We start from the raw sequence: 22,785 nt of genomic DNA, 5'->3' as shown, positions 1-22,785 counted from the left end.
CAGCTGGAATGGAGTGATTACTATCCGTATGGATCGTACCTACCAGGCAGACATGTGGAGAATGGTGAAGGGTATAGGTTCGGGTTCCAGGGTCAGGAACGGGATAATGAGTTGAAAGGAAACGGAAACTCGTTGAATTACAAGTATCGTATGCATGATGCCAGAACGGGTCGATTCTTTGCATTGGATCCATTGGCTCCGAAGTATCCGTATTATTCACCATATCAGTTTTCAGGGAATAGACTAATAGACTCTAAGGAGTTGGAGGGACTTGAACCAATTGGGGCTACAAATCCAGAAACAAATCAACCATATCACGAAATTGGATATAATATTGAGTTATCTGACGGGGTCAATATTCCTGTTTATCAAAGAGGTGAGAACGGTGCATTGGCTATCACACAACAAGATCTTGAGGCATTGGGAGCAGCAGGATATAAAATAGAACCTGCAATTGGTACCCCATATTCATCTTCTTATATGAGTACAGATCCATCACAACGAATGATTGTCGCTGTTGGAGGAACTACAATAACTAGTGACCATAGCGGAAGTAATTATAATTATGATACTCCTAACAAATTTAAACAAGTAATGATAACCCCTCCTAAACTTGTACAGACTGGTTTTGAAACAGTACCAGACAATAAATTGAATCAAACAGGTGAAATTGCTTTTTCAGGCAATGGTCCAGATGGTTCAGGTGGGCTCCCTTTAACAATAATAAACAATAGTGCTACTTCTCAAATTACTTTTGAAACTAATAATGCTATTTTATTGGCTCCTAGTGGAACAACAAGGGTTATTACAGGTGTAACATTTGATATGAATTCAAATGTTTATAGTAGCGCTCAAATTAATAATTTAAATGCTATACTTAATAAAAAATTTAGTTTTAAAATAACCATTAATAATTCTACTTCTCTTCCTTCAACGACTTACTATACAGGAGGAACGTTTACATATGATGATTATAGTACTAAAGAAGTTCCGGTTTTTAAACCACTTTTATCAACGGTTAAAATTACAGATTTAGTACCTTAAATAAAGAAATACTATGGACTTTAATCATTAAAATGAATCAAAAAAAATCTATTTAATCATTTCCATCATTTCTTCAATCGCTCCAGACGGAACCCAAACAGCTTCTTCATTGCGCTTGAACCAGGTTATCTGCCGTTTGGCATAACGACGGGAATTTTGTTTGATTAACTCAATACACGTTTCGCGGTCAATTTCTCCATCGAAATAGCGGAACCATTCTGAATAACCAACCGTAGCAAGTGGTTTTAACTGACGGTGAGGCAATAATGCTTTTGCTTCAGCTTCCAATCCGTTTTCAACCATTTGATCCACACGCAGGTTGATGCGGTCGTATAATACATCACGCGGCACATCGATCACAAAATAACGAATGGTGTAGTTGTGTTGCCTTTTTGTTCCTTTACGAAGAGACGAATAGGGGAGTCCTGTGATGCGGATGGCTTCCAGTGCACGGATAACCCGAACAGGATTATTTCTGTCAACGATGGAATAAAATTCCGGGTCTTTTTCCCGTAATTCCTGCAACAACGGCTTTAATCCTTCTTGTTCAAATACTTGATTGAGTTGTTGCTGAATGTGTTGATCGTGCGGGATATTATCCAGACCATAACACAGCGCATCAATGAACATCCCGGAACCTCCGGTGAGAATGATGGTGTCGTATCGCTGGAATAAATCGGTTAACAGTATTTCTGCTTCATTGGCAAAACGTGCTGCATTCACTTCGTCTTCCACGGAATGGCTGTCAATAAAATAGTGCGGAATTCCCTGCATTTCTGCGTGTGAAGGTTTTGCCGTTCCAATGCTCATTTCTTTATAAAATTGCCTGGAATCGGCTGAAAGAACAACTGTATTCCATTGCTTGGCCAATGCAACACTTAATGCCGTTTTTCCACTTGCTGTCGGTCCCCCGATAACGATCAGTTCTTTCATTAACACGGAAAGATTACTTAAACGTCGCCTTCCACTCTTTGTAGCGAGGATATACTTTCCGAACGTAATTGTATGTCGTTGTACCCCGCATTGAACCGTTTTTCACAACCTCGTCACGGTAGTATTCCTGCTTGGACAGGTTGAGCAACATTTTTTCCACGTTATCATCCCACACATTTCCGTTCAGTCCATATTTTATGGCCAATCGTTGTGCATCTTCGATGTGCCCCCTTCCTGCATTGTAGGAAGCAAGTGCAAACTTAATGCGTTGTTCCTTATCTGGAATTGAACTCCAGGATTTAATATCCGCGGCAACTTTTTTCATTCCTCCGTTGATTTGAACCTCGGGTGATGAATCCGGGTAGACACCATATTTCGGACCGGTATTCGGCATGAACTGCATCATACCATACGCACCACCAAATCCTTCGATGTACGGATTGAATTTTGATTCATGGAAAGCAATGGCTGCTAATAACTGCCAGTCTACACCGTGTTTTTTACCTGCTGCTTTGAAGAATTCATCGTACGGAGAAACTTTCCCTCTTCCGACAGAACTGAATTTATCATCCGGTGCCATTCCGCTTACACCGATCTCATAATATTTTCGGTAAATGTATTTATACTTTTTAGACTCCATGAATCCTTCCATCCATTTGTCCAGCTTTGCCTTTAATAAGGTACTTGATTTTCGCAATCCGAATGCGATATTTTGTTTGACGGAAATTGCGGTTGCGATGTCAATGTTGTCATAAAACCTGGAGTTGACCCGTGCAATGTTTTCTTCAACGACCGTATAATCAATGATTCCCTGGGAAACTTGTTCGATCAGCTCTTCACTTCCGATCAGTCCGTTGACGGGGTCGATGTAAATAGAGTCACCGATTTCTTCCTGAAGGTGAATCAGTCGCTGGTAATAGCTGGAGTGTTCCCATACATTCACATGCTTTCTTGCCAGGTCAATGGGTTCGCGGATTAAGTGGCGATCAATATCTGCATCGTCCATTTTTTGCCAACCTTCCGGCTTTTTCTGAATCAATACCTGGGGTGTTTGAATGTACGGAAGAGAAAAGTCAATTTCTTTTGTCCGCTCCCGGGTGACGGTATAGTTGCAAGAAATGAGGTCGCCCTCTCTGTTGTTGAGCATCGGAACAAGGTTGTCCAGGTTGGCGACTGTTTTAATTTCCAGTTCAAGTCCGATTTCTTTTGCAAATTCCCGCAGGATTTCGTACTCGAATCCCATTTTTTCTCCACGATATACAAAATAAGAAGTGGAACTGTTTTCTGCGAGTACAACCAGACTCCCACTTTCAATAATTTGCTGGTAATCTTTGACCGATTCTGAAACCTCCTGCGGTTCGTTGTCTTTATTATTGTCAGAACTGCACCCTGCTATAATCGAGGTGATTAGCGCCAGACAAATACAGAATAAACTATTTTTTGTATGCTTCATGTATACATCTTCGAGAACGAAAGATACAATTTTTTTGAATGGTGCTTCTAAAAAATATGTTATATCATTAACGCCTTTGCATTTGAAATGGCTGCTTCATTGATGGTCTCACCGCTCATCAACCGGGCAATTTCTTCGATCCGTTGTTCGTAGGACAATGGGCGAATGACCGTTTGAACGGTTTCTCCGCTGGCTGCTTTTTCTACTTTGAAATGATGCTTGGCCTTTGCTGCAACTTGCGGAAGATGTGAAATGGCAAATAACTGCATGGTTGTTCCCATCTGTTTGAGCAAGTTCCCTATCTTTTGAGCAACATCCCCGGAAACCCCCGTGTCAATTTCATCAAAAAAGATGGTCGGAAGTTGTGTTTTCTCAGAAATCAACTGCTGAAGTGCTAACATGACACGCGAAAGTTCTCCTCCGCTGGCCGCTTTTTCAATTTCGACTGGTGCAATGCCTTTATTGGCAGAAAATAACAAGGAAAGAGATGAATTACCGTAGGAATTGAATTTTTCCTGTTGTTCCAATTTAAATGAAAGACGGGTATCCGGAAGTTTCAGTTCTGCAAGGGAATCCTGAATTTTTTCTTCAATGGTACTCACGGCTTTTACCCGCTGTGTATGTAGCTCTCCTGCAACTGTATGCAATTGCTTTTTCAGTTCCGCAAAGTCTTGCTCTAGCCGTGTAATCGTATTACGCAGTTCATCCGTATTGGATGCCGTTTGCTGCAATTGATTCTGTAGCGCCTGCAGTCCATGTTGATCTGTGCATTTGTGCTTGAGTAATAAACGGTTATATTTGTCCAGAAGTTCTGTGAGTGATTGCCGGTGCTCTTCATTTGATTCTTCTGACCGTCCTGCTGATTCTGACAATTCAGTCTCAATGTCCTTTAGTTCAATGATAACGGATTGGATCCGTTGTTCCACAGCCTGTCCTTCTTTATCGATACGGCCCAGTCTGGATGCTATTGATTTTAAAGATTGTAACTGATCGATCACTGCACCTTCATTTCCCAAACCGGAGATGATTCCACTCGTTAGTTGCTGAATTTCAACAGCATTTTCAAAGCGCAACAACTGTTCTTCCAGGTTGGGGAAATTATTTTTTTCAAGTCCTAATTCCTCTAATTCCTTCAGTTGAAAATCATTGTAATCCCGGTCTTTTTCTAATTGATCCAGTTTTTCCCGTTCTGTTTCAATGGTCTTATAAACGTTTTTTGACTGCTCGTATAGTGTTGAAAATTCAACTTGCAGTTGCCGCGTATCCGCCAACAAATCCAATGTTTGCAATTGAAAATCTTTTCGTTTCAAGTCCAGGGTATTGTATTGGGAATGAATCGAAATTAACCGCTCGGTAAATTCCTTCAGAATGGTTAGTTGAACCGGAATGTCATTGATAAATGCCCTTGATTTTCCCTGGCGTGTAATTTCCCGGCGCACAATTGTTTCCTGTTCCGGGTCAATATCATTTTCTGTAAAGAAGTGAGAAAACTCGGTTTCATTGATCAGAAATGTTGCTTCAACAATGGCTTTTTCTCCGTTGTTACCAATGACCTTGTAGTCCGCGCGTTCTCCTAACAGCAAGTGCAGGGCGTTCAATAAAATAGACTTCCCGGATCCTGTTTCCCCGGTGATTACGGTGTATTGGTCATCAAAATTTAAGACGGCTTCCTGTATGAGCGCAAAATTTCGAACGTTCAGTTGTTTGAGCATTATTTAAGGATTTCGTCGTACTTTTCAGAATTTACAGGGTCAAGACGTTTTAACAAAGCCACGAGTTTTCCTTTGTCCGGAACGGCAGCATCTGTATAGATTTGTTTCAACTCATTTCGCTTTGCCTGTATGAAAGACGTAATGTTGAATGAATTCGGACGTGTTGCCACAACTTTTGCCAGCTTATTCAATGATTCATAAATAGCAATCCGTCCCTGTTCCTTATTTTCGTAAAGCTTGTCAAGACCTAAGCGGTGGTATTCATATACGCATTCGCGCAACGGTTCAAATAACTGGTGGAGTGCATTGTCAATGATCCAGTAACGGTTGTTTTTATTTCCTGTTTGATCAGGACTCCATCCCGGTGCACCTGAACTTTGTGCATTCATGACAATATTTTGTGCTTCCTGTAAGTATTGACCACCATCTTTTAACCCGAAGGAATCATAATCCATTCCAATGATGTAATAGGCGTAGAATGCGAGCATAGATGTTAAATTGTCCCGGTATTGATTGGGGGCATAATTTAACATGGCATTCCGGGAAAACGCAAATGAAACATTCTGATCACTGAAATTGAGTAACAGGGTGTTGTAGGTTGAATTGAAAACAGGGCGAGAACTCTGTACCTGGATCATTCCTTCGTACACACCGGGTTGCGGAATGTTCTCTAATTGAAACTGAATCTGGCAGTTGATTCGTTCTTCCAGCTTGAAATTATCTTTGGTCCACTTCGTATCGTTCATGAACTGGCGAATTACTTCTTCCAACTGGTTTAATACTTCCTGTTCGACTGTACTGACTTCTACTTTATTGCTGGCAATGATACTGACCTGGCAATTTAATTCCTGGGATGTAGATGTGAAATACAGCAAGTTAAACGCTGCAAGTATGAAGAACTGTTTCATTTTTTGTAATTAATATAATATTCCACGATGTCGTTAGCGACTTGTTTCTTGGATTTTAACTCAAATTTCGTCAAATTATTGTGATTATCCAACAGTGTAATTTTATTTGTGTCTGCTCCGAAACCTGTTTTTCCTGTTTCAGGTTGATTGATGACAATGAAATCAAGGTTTTTGCGCTCCAGTTTTGCTTTTCCGTTTTCGAGTATATTGTTGGTTTCCAGTGCAAAACCGACCAATAATTGATCGGGATGCTTATGCTCACCCGCCCATTTGAGTACATCGGGGTTTTTGATCAGTTGAAGTGTGAGTTCTTCTTCGCTTTTCTTTATTTTTTCCGAAGCAATGTCTTTCGGGCGGTAATCCGCAACAGCAGCACTGAAAATTCCACCATCCATCTGGTTCCAATTACTTTGTACCGCTTGCAGTAATTGTTGAGCTGTTACAATTCGTTCTAAACGGATAGATGGGTGGTGAACAGACAGGGAGGACGGTCCGCTGATTAAGAGAACTTCAGCTCCTTTGTACGCCAGTGCTTCTGCAATATCATATCCCATTTTTCCGGACGAATGATTCCCGATATACCTGACAGGATCAATGGATTCATAGGTCGGACCTGCGGTGACCAGGATTTTCTTTCCTTTCAACTCTTCTGATGAAAGGAATTCTGTTTGGATATGACGCAGAATCGTTTCCGGTTCTGCCATTCGTCCTTCTCCCTGGAGTCCGCTGGCCAGAAAACCGGATTCGGCAGGGATAATTTTTACGCCGTCCGCTTGCAGCTGTTCCAGGTTGCGCTTTGTCGTTGGATGTGCATACATATCCAAATCCATTGCAGGAGCAATCATTGTTTTGGATTTGTTGGATAAATACGTTGCCAGTAATAGGTTGTCACACGATCCTGTGGCCATCTTTGCCAGAGAATTGGCTGTTGCCGGCGCAATCACAAACACATCCGCCCACAGGCCGTATTCAACATGATTCACCCAGGAACCATCTGCTTTATTCCAGAATTCAATTCCGACAGGGTTTTCAGAGAGTGTTGCCACAACAAGAGGACTGATAAAATCACAAGAGGCAGGAGTCATAATGCATCTGACTTCTGCCCCTTCTTTTTTTAATAATCTTATCAGGAATGCAATCTTATATGCTGCAATACCTCCTGTAATTCCCAGAAGTATGCGCTTATTGAGCATTGATTATCCGATTACGTCTTCTTTGCGAATATATACACGATCCTTTAACAAATCCTCAATAGCAATTGCTACCGGTTTCGGCAGTTTTTCGTAAAAACGGGAAATCTCAATTTGCTCGCGGTTCTCAAAAATCTCTTCCAGGTTGTCGATAGAAGATGCAAATTCCTGCAGCTTTTGCGTCAACTCTTCTTTCAATTCAACACTTAGTTGATTGGATCGTTTTGAAAGGGCAACAATGGATTCGTAAATATTTCCTGTTTTTGCTTCGATATCTACTGTATCTCTTGTAATCGTAGATCGTTCGGCTGTACTGTTTTTAAAACTCATAACCTTATTTTTCTGCTTCTAAATTTTCTAAAATAACCAACTGTTTTTCCATCTCATCCGCAATGGACTTCAGGGACTTGACGTATTTTGAAGTCGGGAATTCAGTTACAAAGGTACGATATCTTTCTAATGTTTGAGCAGTTCGCTCTAATTTTTTGGACTCGATACTGTTTTTGTACAATAAATAGGAATTGTTAACCAGAAGATAAGAAGCTTCTTCCTTGAACGTACTGACAGGGTAGTTGGAAATAAAAATTTCCGCAGATGTAACCGCAGCCCGGTAATTCATGGTGCGTGCGTATAATTTTACAGCTTCAAAACTTTTGGTTTCCAACTTGAAACGCAGCCGGTCCATGATCACGTTGCTTGTATCAACCAGATCTGAATTCGGAAAGCGGTCAATGAATTGTTGCAAACTGTTAATGGCCAACTCTGTGTCTGTTTGGTCAAGTGAATAGGACGGAGACTGGTGTACGGAACACATCGCCGAGAGAAATGTCGCTTCTTCTACTTTTGCGCTGAACGGAAAACGAGCTGTGAACTGACCGAGAAAGTACCCGCCCATGTAATAGTCATTGCTCATGTAATATGCCTTCCCGATTCGGAAGTAGGAAACTTCTCCTTCACTTTGTTTGGGGAAACGCTGATAAACTTGTTCGTACAGTGCAATGGACTGTGAATATTTTCCGGCATCAAAATATTGATTCGCCAATTCAAACTTCCTGTTGTAATCTTCTGATTTCAAAACTTTGCTGTAATCAGAACAACTAAGAATGATAGCTGATAACGCGAGGATTAAGGTGTAATTGAATACTTTCATTTGATGCGACTGGATTGAATGTTTTAACGAACCCGCAAATTTCTTCCCACCTGCAGGATGGTTGTCTGGCGAATTCCATTGAGCTGACACAGTCTGGAAACAGTTGTCCTGTTTTTTGCTGCAATGGAACTCAACGTATCTCCTGAGCGAACTTTGTAATATTTATTGGTGCTGCTCGTCGTTTTTGCAGCAAGTGGTGCTGCGACAGAATTAGCAGGACTCTGGTTAATGGATTCCGAACTCGGTTTTGCTCCCGGTCTGAATAATCCGCGGTGTACAAACAGGTTCTCATCTTTGCATGCTTTTATGTTGAAGTCGATTACTTCTTCCGGATTCATCGGCAAATCATAGAAACGTACTTCAAAATGGAGGTGAGAACCAAAGGAACGTCCTGTATTTCCTCCAAGACCAATCGGTTCACCTGCTTTTACTGTTTGATTCGGTCCGACCATCAGTTTGGAAAGGTGGGCATAAAACGTTTCCAATCCATTTTCATGGCGAATAATCACCAGGTTTCCAAATCCACCGTCATTGAACTTTGCATACCGTACTTTTCCCGACCATGCGGCCACAACGGTATCTCCTGTTTCGAGGTCGAGGTCAATCCCATTGTGATGTCTGCGTCCTCTGTAACCATAACGGGATGTAACAATTCCTTTTACGGGAATTACAAATTCATCATCAATGTCTTTCAATACGCACATCCACAGCGTATCTTTCATTTGTGAAATGTCATTGCTTCTACCGGATGTAAAAGTGATATCTGTGTTCCACGGTTGTTTGAATCCGAGTAAATCCGGGTGATCGGCTACCATGCAGTGCAGGTGATCGTTCATGACACCGTCAAATTTTATGTCTTCCAGGTACTGCCACGTCTTATTTTCATACAGAAGCACCGTTCCGTGGCTTGTATAAAGTGTATCAACTATTTCCTGAGCATGTGAAAGGGGAGAAAAAGGAAAAACCAGCAGAAATAAGGCGAGTTTTTTTAACATTGTTCTTTATTTATTTTATATTCTGATTTTACGAGATTTGCAAATATAGTATTAATAGCTATATCAGTCAATAATATCCATCACCAATAGGTTATAAAATAAATCTTCGTTCGGTTTCACAATGTCTAGATAACCCTTTGCTCCATAAGCTTCTCCTGAAGGGACAAGGATGAACAGACGGTCTCCCTTTTTAGCATTTATTAACGCTTTCTTTAGTCCCGGAACGGTTCCGTTGTCTTCCAGTTTCAATTCAAATGGCTGCTGATTGGCGTATGAATTAAAGTAAAACGGAGCACTCGGAGAACTGATCGTCGTATGGAAAACAATGGAATTCGTTTCGTTGAATACCGTTTTGTTGGCTTTGTTTTCTTCCAGGACCCACACTTTTGTCCCATCAATTATTCTGTCAGGCTTCCGTTTGGAAAGAATACGGATGGTCAGGTAATTGTCTGCATTTTCAGGGATCAAGTTTTTTACACCTTTTTTTCCCCGGGCAAATTCAGCAGGGAGTTTGATACGTGCAAAATCACCAATTTTCAGATGCGCAAGTGCCAGATCCCATCCTTTGGGCTGGAAACCGAAACCTGCCAGATAGGGCAGAGCAGGCTTGTTCAGTAAGTGATTTCCATCAATAATGGTGCTGTCTTTCAATCGCACTTTATAATCAATCATTACAACATCCCCCGCTTGAATCGATTCTCCGGATGATTTTTCCAGCCAAACAATTTCTATTCCGTTGTTCAGTTTCATGTGATCCTGAACCGGTAAATCCAACTCCAGTGAATCAACCCGCTGAGTAGTCTGTTGCTGATCAACAGGTGTTTCGTTACTTTTTTTAACTCCTTCTGTTGTACATGAAGTTACCAGTAATGTGGCGATGAATACAACATTTAATAACTGCTTCATAGTCGTTTTGTTCTGTATATTTTTACAAGGGTGATGTCTACGATCAATGTACTCAGCGGTGGTATTTTTGACATATCACCTACAATTCCGTGTGCCAGGTGACTGGGAACGACCAGTATAGCTTTGTCCCCCTGGCGCATCAGTTTGATTCCCTCCTGGATTCCGGATTCCACCTGTGCCTTATCAACTTTGAATTCTTCTACTTCATCTTTTGCGGTGGCATAGCATTCGGTGCCGTCCAGTAGCGTGATTTTATACTCGACATCAACGTATTCTTCCGGTAAAGCGACTTCTCCTTCTCCGTGTTCATAAATAAAATAGCGGAGTCCCGAACCTGTTTTTGTCATGTTCCATTCCGGTTTCCGGGATAAAAACAGGTTGATGTCCAATTCCTCCTCTGCGGAGAATTGTTTGTTCATCTTTGTCGATTGTTGGGTACTCCAGTTAACCGGCTTTTCGGATTGGGTATCACTGTTACAGGATGGGAGTCCAGTCAGAGCAACTGCGATACAACCAATGTGGAAAATTGACTGTTTCATGCGAAATAAGTTGGAATTTCCTGTTTCAGTTGCTCAATTGTATCCTCCAGTGAGCGGGTACTTGATCCGCCGGCAGCATATTTATGTCCTCCGCCACCGAACTGTTCCGCCGCAATGATGTTTACTTCGTAATCGTCTTTTCCGCGGAAGGACATGCGTATCTGGTCATTTTGTTCTGTCAGTAATACAGCAGCTTTCACACCGTCGATTGACAACGCCACGTTGACAAGACCTTCGGTATCTCCTTTCTGGTAATTGAAGCGGTTGAGTTCTTCCTGGGAAAGAGCAATGATAGCAATGCGGTTGTTGTGAATGATCTCCAGCTTCTCACTGGTAGCATAGCCACGCAGTTTCAATTTGTCGACCGTATTATTGTCGAACGTATTTTCGTGTACTTTGTAGTGAACAACACCCAATTCAAGCATTTCTGCCACGATTTGGTGTGTTCTCGGTTCCACCGAAGGAAAACGGAATGATCCGGTATCTGTTACAATTCCCAAATACAACGGAGTTGCAATGTGCGCATCCAGCAGCTTGGCTTTATCCGACTGCCGGATCACTTCATAAACCAGTTGGCACGTGGAACAAACGGTTGTATCACTCAGCATCAGATCCGTAATCGGGGCAGGGTGGAGGTGGTGATCAATCAGGATGATTTTCCCTGTATAGTGTTCCAGTACGTTTTGCATATCTTTTCCGACCCGAGAAAAATCATTGTAATCCAGGCAGATCAACAGATCGGCATCGTGTACTTTTTGTTCTACTGCTTCAGGGTCTTCTTCGAAAACGAGGATGTCGTTCAGGTCTTCCAGCCAGTGGAGAAATGACGGAGCCTTGTCCGGATGGCAAATGCTCACGTTTTTCTGTAGTTTTTGAATAAAACGGTACAAACCGATGGACGATCCTACTGAATCGCCGTCCGGTGATTTATGCGCTGTAATTACTATGTTGTTAGCAGCTGCAATTGTATCTGCAATTTGTTGGTAAATGGTCATTTATTTTGTTGCTGTATCACGCGGGATGTAAATATTCTCACGTGCTTGTATAACTTCTTTTTTCAATTGTGTTACATCAAAGGTGAAGTATTTACAGTCCAGGATATCGATCAGGTATTCTGCAAAAACGGCGATCGGCGGGAAATCCTGATAGGCGGATAAACGCTCCAGCATTTCTGTTCCGTTTTCCAGTTGAAGATAAACAAGTTCCTCCAATTTTTTCTGGTTGGTGGAATTTTTGGGATTTTCAATCGTTAGGTAGAGGTTTTCCAACCATTGGATCGCTTCATAATAAACCCATTCGTTCTGTCCCGAATATTCCGTCACGGCAAACTCCGTCCAGTTATTCAGCGAGTCAAGTGTTGGTTTTTTCGGAAAGGCGATTGAATCTTCCAGTATTCTGGAAAATAATTCTTCATTTTCGCTCAGTGATGCGTTAAAAAGCTTGGTGTTGTTGCTTAGCTTTCCTACCGATGCGTAGACATTTGTTACCGCAATTTGTTCAATGTATTCATAATTTTGAAGTGAATCATTGGATTTCAGTACCGGCAATTTGTAGAGCATCTTCTTTTTCGAATTTTTCTGAATGTGCTGAAAAATCGTTTTAGTCGGAAGCAACTCAAAGGTGTCGACATAGGAAATGGAATCCGGATGTATTCCACTGACCAGTGTATCGTCAGGGAATTCATCTTCCTGTGAAATGACGACCCGGCTGTTCTTTGGTGCTTTTTTCTGGTAGCACGAAGTAAACGACCCGATGGCGAATCCAACTCCCAAAAGATATGTCAACTGCCTGTGATTAAGCATGTATTAACCGGTTTGTTTCTGTTACAATACGCTGTTTCAGCGAGTTTGATACGGGTACCAACGGCAATCGCAAATGACCGGAAAGAATTCCCCTGGTTTCCAGTGCAACTTTTACTCCGCCCGGATTGCCTTCTTCAAACAGCATTTTTGTCACCGGTAGTAAATCCAGGTGTTTTTTTCTCGCTGCTGTATAATTTCCTTCTAAAGCTTCGTGTATCATTTGGTTAAATAATTCAGGAAACGCATTGTTGACAACGGAAATAACACCTACAGCCCCTGAGGCAATCAGTGGTAATGTGATGGCATCATCCCCGGAGAGCACTTCAAATCCATCCGGACACAAGCGAATGATCTCCATGATTTGCTCCATGCTTCCCGAAGCCTCTTTTACCGCAACGATATTCGGTATTTTTGCCAGTTCGATGGTGGTCGTCGGTAACACATTTGACCCCGTTCTTCCCGGCACATTATACAGGATGATCGGAAGATCTGTACATGCAGCAATGTGTGTGTAATGTTCAATAATTCCTTGCTGGGTTGGTTTATTGTAATAAGGAGATACGGACAGAATTCCGTCTACTCCGGCAGGTACTTTTTTCAACGTTTCCCCGATTGCCAGGGTGTTGTTCCCTCCAACTCCGAAAACAATTTTCAGGCGTCCTGCATTTTCATCGATAACTGTTTGCAGAATCTGTAGTTTTTCTTCCCATGACAATGCCGGAGATTCTCCTGTCGTACCTTGCACGACAAGAAAGTCTGTTTTTCCGTCCAATTGCAAACGCACGAGCTTGCGCAATGCATCAAAATCAATTGACTTGTCCTCTTTGAATGGAGTAACCAACGCTACACCTGCACCTTTGAAAATATTGTTCATTATTAATCGGAAATTTTTGTGAGTATCTGTTTTGCAAAAATAACTTTTTCCGTTGGTTTTTGCTGCGATTGAATGAGGTTAATTTCCACAAAATCACGTTCATAATTAAAACCAACTACGTGTTTGATTTTGAGTGATTTAATGATTTGCTCTTGTTTTCCCGAAAAAACATCCAGTAGGATCATGACATCAAAATGTGTGTATTCGGTCGGGAGCAGTTTTTTTGATTTCAATTTTCCGAATAAACTGAAATCAGACTTAGAGATTACGTATATTCTGCTGGGGAGACTGAAATTTTCTTTCGGGCGTTTGAGGTCTGTAAATACCAAAATTTCAACGTGCTGTTTGTCTTCAAAAAGAGGTTGAAACGCTTCTTTTATGCCGGAAAGTTGTTGTGTTCCGTCCCATGGTAGAACCAGGAGAAATGATGTATTGGAATTGGAGATCGGCATACTGTTTATTTAAAATTTCCGTTGTTCACGTGTGCCAAATATACTTGTTTTTATTGATGACCTTCTTATGGAATTACTTCAATTGCTCTGCCTGAAATTTCACTAAATCTTGTTTAACCAGGAAGTAGAGACGTGGTACAAGGTAATTGTAATCGTGAAATGCTTCGAAGAAAATCTGTAAATTGTCATTGGAATACTGCTCATTTCTGAAATAAACCAGATCATTGGACAGGTATGTTTCGATCCGCTCCCGGGTAGTTGGTTTGATGTCTTTTTCCAACAACTCTGTACGGAGAAGTTTTCGCAGTTCATACTTCAATTCTGATTCCAGTTTGTAAAGCGTTTTAAAGTTCTTTTCGATTTGTTCAAACGGTGTTTCCACACTGATAAACCGGGTAGCTTCTACCAATTTTCCGGAAAGTTCTGTTTTTGACATGTATTCTTGTTCAAAGGCAAAGAAAGTTTTGTATTTTTCCGTTAATTTCAATCCGTTATTATTGCGTTGGGCGTGATAATAAAAGAAACTGAATATATGAATGTCGTTCTCCCTGATCAGGGAAGTGATGTTGAGTAGTTGAAGCTCTAACTTTGGAATGAGCGCTTTTGCTTCAGGGGCTGTATATTTTTTTCCGTCGTAATCGAAAGACTGAAGCTGGATGTTTTTTTCTGCAATGTCTGACAGTACTTGTTTGTCGCTTTCCAACCCGATGAGTTCATACACCTGTTCAATGCGATCTGCGTGGAATAATTTTTCAAGCGTGTAGCGACTTCCGTCACTATAGGACGCTACATTTTCAATGTCAAAATCAAGGGGATTCTTACTGTCATAGTAGCCGTTGTAAATTTTAGGAAAACGATTGGTGTTAAAGACCTCCGTGTATTCACGTTCAAAATTATCCGATGCCAGTTCTGTTGGCTGTTCCTGATAGGTGACAGATGAAAATAATTTGTTGGTTAACCGTCGTTCTATTTTTTCCGGGTTGGAAAAGAGCAGAATGGCGGGTTTATCTGAATAACAGGATTTTGTAATATTCAGTTTATCAAGTGCATGCACCCGGTCTTCTACACTCGGATGAGAAGCCCATTGGTTTTTGATGTTCAGTTTGGATTTATTGTACCTGTTGATCTCTGACAAGGTTAGTTGGGGCAGTTGATTGACAAGAGTGAATTGGTTTTCCCGGGCGAGAAACTGCAACACGAAACGGTGTTCTTTATAGACATTTTGACTGCGTACATTTTCTTCGATTTTTCCATTGTAAAAGGATAATACCGCATTGAATGCATGATCGGCGAAGTCAGAGCGGAGCAATGATTCTTTCAGCGGCAGTGAACCAGCTATGTTTGCTGCAACTTCATCTGCGTGGAATTCCATTTCCCGAGAAAGGGCCAGGTAGCGGATGTTGATGAATTCATAATTTTTACCAAGAATAAACTGGATTCCCTGGATGATTTTTATACCAATCATCATGAAAAAAGAGAAGAGTCCGCTGATACTTGACCATCCCCGGATCATTTTTTGATAGGAATCATTGTCAAACAGCATGTTGTAGATAATCTGATTGACATAATAGACATAGCTTCCGACTTTCATGCTTTTCTGAGAAAAGTGTCCGAACTCGTGTGCAAGAATTCCTTTGATTTCCTCTTCTGTTGATGCATTTACTAATCCGATCCCGATCTGGAGATTTTTGCGAACGGGAAGAAACATGCTCCAAAAACTCGAATCGTAAAATACACATGCATTTACATCAGCAGACAGGTAGACTTTTTTCGGAAAATCAGTTCCTGCCTCCTGAACGATTTCTTCAATGAAGCGAAACAATTTCGGCTCATCTCTTTTGTGGATTTCCACCAGGTGACTTCGATCAGCTTTGTTGGATTTAAAAATGAATTTAAACAGAAAGATAAAAATGAACAACCCCACTCCGGCAATTCCAAGTCCCAACAAGATTCCCAGGATGGAAGGAATCATAAAGATGATAGCAATACCTCCCGCGATGCATCCAATGGTGAGTGCGGTGGCAAACAATCCAAGCACCAGGTACGTCAAAATGAAGAGGATGATTGCGAAAATTGCTTTTTTCGCCATTTTTTTAAAGGTATCAGAAACGTGGATGTCCATGATCACAGTAGTGTTTTTATTCGAGTTTATTATTTTCAGGCTTGAAGTTACTTAAATTTTCGCTTCAGTTTCAATACTTGTTTTTCAAACAATTCATACGATAACACCGCTAGTGTCAGGGTGAGCAGAATATTGGTCGGAAATTGCTGGAACCATAATTCGCTGCCACTCCCTGTCCGGAGGAAAAATCCCTGGTATACATAGATTCCGTATGAGATGATGCCCATGTATGAGAGGGGAGCAAATTCCAGCGCCCGAACCCACCTGCGATCTTGTGAGTGATAGAGTTTGAGAATGAATAGGATAACGGCAACAGATTGAATTGAAATTCCTAACGGAATCATAAAAACGGGTGCGTACAGTGAAAAGGAGTAGGTGATAAGCATTAGCAATGCAACCAGCCAGTGATGACGGAGCAGTTGTTGAACAGAATGCTCCCGGTAATGATTGAGTACCGCTCCGAGGCATCCGATCAGGATCGGACAGCAGGCAGGAATAAACCAACGGGAGATATGGTACGCTTTGTTCAGGGGAATCCAGTGAATGATGAGCACGAGAACGCTGCATAAAAAAATGAGTACACACAGGAAAAAGATGAGGGAATTTACTTTTTTGATCGTGGTGAGCGTCAACGGCCAGAACAGGTAAAACTGTTCCTCCACACCCAATGACCAGAAATGGCCCATTTCGGATGCGTACAGTTCTCTGGGAGTAAAATTGTAGAGATAGAAAGCAGCGTATAGCAGGCTGTCTGTTGTGTGTGAGAGGTACCCTTGAGAGAGTGCGATCCCAATCAGTAAAAAAAAGATCAGCAGGGGAGGCGCAAGCCTTAAAAAACGCCGGATAAAGAAATATTTGAGGTTGATTTTTCCTGTCCGGGTGCGTTCATCCAGCAGAATGTGTGAAATAAGAAATCCACTCAATACAAAAAATACCTGAACACCAAAATTCCCGGAGATCATCGGGGCTAACCGTAAATCAATAACTCCGGGAATCAGTATCGACTGAAATGCATCCATGTGATTAAGTACGACCAGCATGATCGAAAACGCACGAATCGCATTGAGTCCCTTGATGTGTGGCATTTATTCAAATTTGTTCAACTCCAGTTGAAGGAAGTCGGCAATTTCTTTAATATAGCTTTGAGAAAATTGGAACGATACTCCCGCTGTTTCATAGATTTCGGGAATTGATTTGGTGTATCCCAACTCAAGAGCGGATTTGTATTTTTCAATGGCTTGCTCACTATTCTCCAGGCTTTTTTTCCATACACCAATTGCACCTAACTGGGCAAAACCATATTCGATGTAGTAAAACGGAACTTCAAATAAATGCATCTGACGTTGCCAGGAAGAAGCTCTTACGTTTTCAAATCCCGTCCAGTCGGTTAAATTGGCACCGTATTCTTTTCCTAAGTTTAACCATTTTTCAGTGCGTTCTTCCACTGTGTGTTGCGGATGTTCATATACCCAATGCTGGAACTCATCGATCTGGGCAATCCAGGGAAGAATAGTCAAAATTGTTTCCAACTGATCTTTTTGCGCCCGCTTGTGATCTGCCTCATTGTAAAACTCGCTCCATTCATTCATTGTGAGTAATTCCATCGACATGGAAGCCAGCTCGGCAACTTCAGAAGGAAGGTTTTTGTATCCTGTTAATTCGAGGTCACGGCTTAAGAATGAATGAACGGCGTGGCCTGCCTCATGAACCATCGTGACTAAATCCCGCTGCGCTCCTACAGCATTCATGAAAATGAATGGTACCCCGATTTCATAGAGCGGATAGTTGTATCCCCCGGGAGCTTTTCCCTGTTTGGAATCCAGGTCCAGGTATTCCATTTCTTTCATGGTAGTGATGCATTCTCCGAAATACGGATCTATTTTTTCAAGGATACGAATGCTTCCTGCCAGCATTTCCTGTCCGTTTGAAAACGGCTTCAGCGGAGCAAGTCCATTCGGATCCAGTTCGGTATCCCAGGGTTTAAACTGCGTTTTTCCGAGCTTTGTTAATTTCTTTTGTTGAATTTGCCTGACCAGCGGAACAATTTCTGATTTAATGGACTGGTGAAATGCAAAACAATCCTCTTTGGTGTAGTCAAATCGACCCAGTGCTTCAAATTTGTAGTCCCTGTAATTTTGAAAACCTGCATTGACAGCAATTTGGTGACGCAACTGAATCAGTTGATTGTACAAGGCATCTAATTGCTTTTGATCTTCCATGCGGCGCACACTCATTTTTTCAAAAATAAGCTGACGCAATTGCTCGTCTTGTTCTTTCAGCAACAAGGAGGCTTTTTGCATGGTCATTGTCTGTCCTTCGTGCTCAATGGTTTGTCCGCCCGATATCGCGCCGAATTCCTGGCTCTTCTCGTTCATTTCGGCTTCCAGCGGAATGTTTTCTTCCCGGAATAATTTCAGAGCAGATTGCACGCTTCTGTGATAAATGCGGTATGCCTGTGATTTTCCTTCGGGATCAGCAAAGGGAGTTGCGATCATTTTTTTGTTGAGCAAATCTTCATATGGGGCAAACTGCGGTTGGATTTCCGTTACAAATTGCTTGTATGCTTCTGAATGAGCGGCATTCGACGTGTCAATTGTCATACGAATGTATCGCCAGGCAGCATCTTCTTCCAGGATGGCATCCAGCTCACTTCTGTCTTTCAGCCATTGCTGAAAATCTGCTTCAGAAGTAATCGGTCGGTGCGTCAGGCTTTCAAAATAAGGTTGTATACTTTCCCAGGATTTGATTTCAAGTCCTTCAGTTACGAACGTTCGGGGTGATTTTTCTATTTTCATGGTGAAAAAAAAGCTCCTTTTGGGGAGCTTATTAAATGAGTGTTGTCAACAATTAGTTAGAACCTGATTTACGTTGAACGGTTGTTTTTGCTTTCGCTGCTCCTGCAGGTTTTGCTGATTTTGCAGGCTTTGCCGCTGCAGCAGGTTTTTTAGCCGCTGCCGGTTTTTTAGCCGTTGCTGCTTTCTTTTCTTTTTTCTCGGCTTTCTCCGCTGTTTTTTCTGTTTCTTCAGTTACTTCTTCTGCAACTTCTTCTTCCAGTTTCAGATTTCCTGATTTGTGCAGCAGGTTGTACCACTGAAACAATTTTTTAATATCAGAAGAATAAACGCGCTCCTGGTCATAATCCGGAAGGATTTCTGTCAGGTATGCCGTCAGTTTTTTGATGTCATCTTTATGAGATAACGTAGCACCCCCGTTTTCTTTGTTGAAAATATCGGTGTAAATTTCCTTTAATGGCTTATCTTCTCCATATGTATAAATGCTGATATCTTCCAACGCGGAAATACGATCAGTGGCATAAGCCGGAACTCGTTTGTTGTCTTCCAGTGATTCAACAATCACACTGTTTTTTGCTTGCGCAACTACTTTGTACAATCCCGGTTTTCCGGAAATAGAGATAATACCTGTTAAATTCATCATTGTTTATAAAAATTCAATGTAAAAATATAAAATCTTTTAGTTTAAAGTACTTTCCTCATCTAAACAAAAGACGTTTTTTACTTAAATGTGGTTTTTGTTTATATTTCTGTAAAACGATCCATTACCGCCTGTGTAACTCCCGTGTTGGAGAATCCCCCGTCGTGGTAGAGGTTCTGCATCGTTACATAGCGCGTTAAATCCGAGAACATGGCAATGCAGTAATTGGCACAATCTTCTGCTTTTGCGTTTCCAAGCGGCGACATCAGTTCGGAATAATTGATGAACTGGTTGAATCCTTTCACTCCGCTTCCCGCTGTTGTCATTGTAGGCGATTGTGAAATCGTGTTAACACGTACTTTCTTTGCCAGACCGTAGTGGTATCCGAAACTGCGCGCAATTGATTCCAAGTACGATTTGTTGTCGGCCATGTCGTTGTAGTCAGGGAAAATACGTTGTGCCGCGATGTACGTCAATGCTACCACAGACCCCCAGTCATTGAGAGCATCCAGCTTCATTGCTGACTGCAGTAATTTATGGAATGATAACGCGGAAACGTCGAAACCTTTCACGGTATAATCATAATTTTCATTGGTATAATGATTTCCTTTGCGGACATTGACAGACATTCCGATGGAGTGGAGGATGAAATCCAGTTTTCCTCCCAGTACTTCCATTGACTCAGTAATCAATTTTTCCAGGTCTTCAACAGAAGTTGCGTCTGCAGGAATAATTTTACTTCCTGTTTTTTCTGCCAATGCGTTGATTTCTCCCATGCGCATGGCAATAGGTGCATTCGTTAAGATAAATTCCGCACCTTCTTCGTGTGCACGTTCTGCAACTTTCCAGGCAATTGATTGTTCATTCAATGCTCCGAAAATAATTCCTCTTTTTCCTTTCAATAAATTATTTGACATACTAAATGCTTTGACACAAAGGTAAGAGAATGATTGAATAAATGGCAACAAACGCTCATTGATTTATAGACAAACGAATTTTGATAACCTTTTCTTTTGGAAATTCCCCGCTATTGAAAACAAAAATGCCGGATCTCATCAACCCGGCATTCTCAAAATTATTTAGAGGTGCTTTTTATTCTGTTTTCAGAAATACATACTGATACGGTCTGTATTTGTCACGATTTTTTCCGTCGTGTTCATATGCAGGCCCCTGAACGATTGTCTTTTTAACGACCACCACAACTTTACCTGCTGTTGCTTTGTCATTTTCAAAATAATCCAACAGGTCGTATTTCATGTTATCCGCTCTGACTTTTGCCAACTCATCGTTGGAGCTAAATGTTTTGGTCGGAACATAAGACGCTGAAGATTCAATTGTAATTGTGACTTTTTGACGTCCGTCTGCCAGTTGTTGCCTGATCTCTTTCACAAAATCCTTCAATTCTCCTTTCTTCACGGTCAGTTTGTTTTTATTGTAGTCAAAATAATGTTTCAACTCAATATTCTTGTAATCGGTTACAACCACATCCGGAATCACTTCAACAGAATCTTTCGGGAATACCACTACACGATTAACAGGGTCGATTACCAATTGCTTGATGATTTCTCTATATTCATCCGAACAATCTGTTTTGAATGTTTCTTCCCCCATTACTTTTTCATCTGCCGCATCGTAGTACGTTAATGTATATGTTTTACATGGTTGAAGGCCTGTCATGAATCTGCCGTCTCTGTTGCGCGTGTATAAAAGATGATTGATCGGTCCGGTCTCACAATCCAGGCAGTTGACTTTTGCCATGAAGATCATATTCTCGGGAAGAAGAGAACCGTCTGTTGTAACGACTTCACCTTTTAATACCGTATGTGATTTAACTCCCAGGAAATTGTTTTTTACTTCATAGATGTCCTTTTCACCATACCCATCCGGGCGGTAGGAGGTAATGTATCCTGTCAGCCCGTCAACGGTTGTCGTATAAAATAAATCGTCATTGGTAGAGTTGAACGGGTAACCGAGGTTTTTTGCCGGGCCCCAGGTTCCTCCGAGTTGAATTTCTGCATACATGATATCGAAACCTCCCATGGAACGCTCATCATTCGTCCCGAAGTACAATTGTTTATTGTCAACAGAAATAAACGGAGCGTCTTCGTCTTTTGGTCCATTGATGTTTGGCCCCATGTTCACCGGATCAGACCACCCCTTTTCGGTCTTTTTAGCAAAATATAAATCCCTTCCGCCATATCCTCCGGGTCTGTCTGATACAAAAATCAGTAATTCACCATCCGGTGAGACAATCGCATGCGTTTCCCAGTATTCGGTATTGATCTTTTTATTGTCCAGTAATTTTATATCATTGAATTTGTTGTTGTAAAAATCCGAATAATAAATGTCACCGTTCCCGGTTTGATCTTCGTACAGGTATACGCGTTTTTCATCTGTACTGATTGCAATGGTTGCCTCGTTTCTCTCCGGCAAACAAAAATCCAGCAGCATTGGCGCCGTCCATGTGTTATCTACTTCCAGGTAACTGACATATACATCTTCCTGGTAAAGATCTGTTTTCGGGTCTACAAACCCGTCTGCTTTTCCGTTTTCCCAGGGTCTTCTGGAAGTCAGATACAAAGATGAACCGTCAAAGGAGATGATCGAACTATAATCCGCGTATTTTGTATTGACGTTGCTTCCCAGGTTTTTTAAGGTACAATTAACCGGATTTTGCATGAGTTGCCGGGCTACTTCCAGTTGCTTTAATTTTAACTGGGACTCGGTAATCAGTTCCGATTTTTTTCTGGATGTATTTAAGAAATTCTGGTAATTGTCTCTTGCCAGATCCAGTTGCTCATTGTAATGGTAACAACGTGCCAGGTGATAATAGGCATCTGTCGGAGCACTTGTTTCCTTTACAGAATACATGTCAAAATTCGGATTGACATCTTTTGTCGCAACTTCCAGGTGAGGGATTGCCGCCAGGTAATCTCTTCTCAACTCAAGGGCCAGGAACCCTTTTCTGTAATTGTAATTAGAACTTGTGGGTTTTAATTCCAATAAGCGGTCTACCAGGATCTCAGCATAATACAAATACCCTTCCTGTGTCAACATAGAAGAGTTGGTTAGTATGGAGTGTTCTGATCCGTTTTTAGCAATCTCTCTGACACCTGCTTCCGTCCACGGAGTGGTTTGGGAAAATGAAAGTTGAGAGATGATCAGGAACAGGGGTATTACCAGTGAGTTTTTCATAATGAATGAAATTTATATAGTGGGTTCAACGATAAAAAAAATAAAAAGTTACATTAAGCAGTGAATAATAGTTAAATA

Annotated in this window: 22 protein-coding genes; 1 reads left to right on the top strand and 21 read right to left on the bottom strand. The window is 41.4% G+C overall.

Annotated elements, in window-relative coordinates; genetic code table 11:
• On the bottom strand, positions 1 to 223 hold a 223-nt coding region (locus H9Y05_RS12250; protein ID WP_216714460.1), incomplete at its 3' end, for a hypothetical protein.
• A gap of 38 nt (positions 224 to 261) precedes the next feature.
• Between H9Y05_RS12250 and H9Y05_RS12245 the strand changes: the two genes are divergently transcribed.
• Complete coding sequence (locus tag H9Y05_RS12245) at positions 262 to 1,044, top strand: hypothetical protein (RefSeq protein WP_163492068.1); 783 nt, start codon at positions 262 to 264, stop codon at positions 1,042 to 1,044.
• Between the two features lie 48 nt (positions 1,045 to 1,092).
• On the opposite strand, the gene miaA is transcribed toward H9Y05_RS12245, so the two are convergent.
• The 20 genes from miaA to H9Y05_RS12145 all read right to left on the bottom strand — a co-directional run bounded on the left by miaA (position 1,093) and on the right by H9Y05_RS12145 (position 22,707).
• Entirely contained in the window at positions 1,093 to 1,977 is an 885-nt protein-coding gene (gene miaA / locus H9Y05_RS12240; protein WP_216714459.1) for a tRNA (adenosine(37)-N6)-dimethylallyltransferase MiaA, read from the bottom strand.
• Between the two features lie 13 nt (positions 1,978 to 1,990).
• Positions 1,991 to 3,430 (bottom strand): MltF family protein, encoded by a 1,440-nt coding sequence (locus H9Y05_RS12235; protein ID WP_216714458.1) that lies wholly within the window; start codon positions 3,428 to 3,430, stop codon positions 1,991 to 1,993.
• Between the two features lie 59 nt (positions 3,431 to 3,489).
• Entirely contained in the window at positions 3,490 to 5,142 is a 1,653-nt protein-coding gene (locus H9Y05_RS12230) for a DNA repair protein RecN (RefSeq protein WP_216714457.1), read from the bottom strand.
• Positions 5,142 to 6,050 (bottom strand): type IX secretion system protein PorD, encoded by a 909-nt coding sequence (gene porD / locus H9Y05_RS12225; RefSeq protein WP_163492062.1) that lies wholly within the window; start codon positions 6,048 to 6,050, stop codon positions 5,142 to 5,144. The genes H9Y05_RS12230 and porD overlap by 1 nt, the downstream gene beginning before the upstream one ends.
• Complete coding sequence (gene coaBC / locus H9Y05_RS12220; RefSeq protein ID WP_216714456.1) at positions 6,047 to 7,243, bottom strand: bifunctional phosphopantothenoylcysteine decarboxylase/phosphopantothenate--cysteine ligase CoaBC; 1,197 nt, start codon at positions 7,241 to 7,243, stop codon at positions 6,047 to 6,049. Before coaBC ends, porD begins: the two co-directional genes overlap by 4 nt.
• Before the next feature lie 3 nt (positions 7,244 to 7,246).
• Positions 7,247 to 7,570, bottom strand: coding sequence for a DNA-directed RNA polymerase subunit omega (locus tag H9Y05_RS12215; RefSeq protein WP_163492060.1), 324 nt, complete (start codon positions 7,568 to 7,570; stop codon positions 7,247 to 7,249).
• Positions 7,571 to 7,574: 4 nt separating this feature from the next.
• Positions 7,575 to 8,390, bottom strand: coding sequence for an outer membrane protein assembly factor BamD (locus H9Y05_RS12210; protein WP_216714455.1), 816 nt, complete (start codon positions 8,388 to 8,390; stop codon positions 7,575 to 7,577).
• 23 nt (positions 8,391 to 8,413) lie between these two features.
• Positions 8,414 to 9,385, bottom strand: coding sequence for a M23 family metallopeptidase (locus tag H9Y05_RS12205; protein WP_163492057.1), 972 nt, complete (start codon positions 9,383 to 9,385; stop codon positions 8,414 to 8,416).
• A gap of 63 nt (positions 9,386 to 9,448) precedes the next feature.
• The gene (locus H9Y05_RS12200) at positions 9,449 to 10,291 is read right to left on the bottom strand and encodes an FKBP-type peptidyl-prolyl cis-trans isomerase (RefSeq protein WP_216714454.1); all 843 of its coding nucleotides are present in this window, start codon (positions 10,289 to 10,291) and stop codon (positions 9,449 to 9,451) included.
• Positions 10,288 to 10,830, bottom strand: a complete 543-nt coding sequence (locus H9Y05_RS12195) for an FKBP-type peptidyl-prolyl cis-trans isomerase (RefSeq protein ID WP_216714453.1) — start codon at positions 10,828 to 10,830, stop codon at positions 10,288 to 10,290. Before H9Y05_RS12195 ends, H9Y05_RS12200 begins: the two co-directional genes overlap by 4 nt.
• The gene (locus H9Y05_RS12190) at positions 10,827 to 11,825 is read right to left on the bottom strand and encodes a DHH family phosphoesterase (protein ID WP_216714452.1); all 999 of its coding nucleotides are present in this window, start codon (positions 11,823 to 11,825) and stop codon (positions 10,827 to 10,829) included. The genes H9Y05_RS12195 and H9Y05_RS12190 overlap by 4 nt, the downstream gene beginning before the upstream one ends.
• Positions 11,826 to 12,632 carry a hypothetical protein gene (locus tag H9Y05_RS12185; RefSeq protein ID WP_216714451.1) on the bottom strand — a complete coding sequence of 269 codons (807 nt, stop codon included), beginning with the start codon at positions 12,630 to 12,632 and terminating at the stop codon, positions 11,826 to 11,828.
• Positions 12,625 to 13,506, bottom strand: a complete 882-nt coding sequence (dapA, locus tag H9Y05_RS12180) for a 4-hydroxy-tetrahydrodipicolinate synthase (protein ID WP_216714450.1) — start codon at positions 13,504 to 13,506, stop codon at positions 12,625 to 12,627. The genes H9Y05_RS12185 and dapA overlap by 8 nt, the downstream gene beginning before the upstream one ends.
• A 2-nt stretch (positions 13,507 to 13,508) precedes the next feature.
• Positions 13,509 to 13,958, bottom strand: coding sequence for a hypothetical protein (locus H9Y05_RS12175; RefSeq protein ID WP_216714449.1), 450 nt, complete (start codon positions 13,956 to 13,958; stop codon positions 13,509 to 13,511).
• Positions 13,959 to 14,031: 73 nt separating this feature from the next.
• A complete protein-coding gene (locus H9Y05_RS12170; protein WP_216714448.1) occupies positions 14,032 to 16,047 on the bottom strand; it encodes a M48 family metallopeptidase in 2,016 nt (671 codons plus the stop codon).
• An 80-nt stretch (positions 16,048 to 16,127) separates the two neighbouring features.
• Positions 16,128 to 17,165, bottom strand: coding sequence for an acyltransferase family protein (locus H9Y05_RS12165; RefSeq protein WP_163492048.1), 1,038 nt, complete (start codon positions 17,163 to 17,165; stop codon positions 16,128 to 16,130).
• Positions 17,166 to 18,875 (bottom strand): M3 family oligoendopeptidase, encoded by a 1,710-nt coding sequence (locus H9Y05_RS12160; protein WP_216714447.1) that lies wholly within the window; start codon positions 18,873 to 18,875, stop codon positions 17,166 to 17,168.
• A gap of 52 nt (positions 18,876 to 18,927) precedes the next feature.
• Positions 18,928 to 19,515 (bottom strand): DUF5606 family protein, encoded by a 588-nt coding sequence (locus H9Y05_RS12155; protein ID WP_235992192.1) that lies wholly within the window; start codon positions 19,513 to 19,515, stop codon positions 18,928 to 18,930.
• 98 nt (positions 19,516 to 19,613) lie between these two features.
• Positions 19,614 to 20,429, bottom strand: a complete 816-nt coding sequence (locus H9Y05_RS12150; protein ID WP_163492046.1) for an enoyl-ACP reductase FabI — start codon at positions 20,427 to 20,429, stop codon at positions 19,614 to 19,616.
• 175 nt (positions 20,430 to 20,604) lie between these two features.
• A complete protein-coding gene (locus tag H9Y05_RS12145) occupies positions 20,605 to 22,707 on the bottom strand; it encodes a hypothetical protein (protein WP_216714446.1) in 2,103 nt (700 codons plus the stop codon).
• Between the last annotated feature and the right edge of the window lie 78 nt (positions 22,708 to 22,785).

Origin of the sequence: Taishania pollutisoli, from assembly GCF_014518315.1 — a bacterium.
Taxonomy (GTDB): domain Bacteria; phylum Bacteroidota; class Bacteroidia; order Flavobacteriales_D; family Crocinitomicaceae; genus Taishania; species Taishania pollutisoli.
The sequence above is the reverse complement of the archived record's forward strand: the minus strand, read 5'-3'. Positions and strand labels throughout refer to the sequence as shown.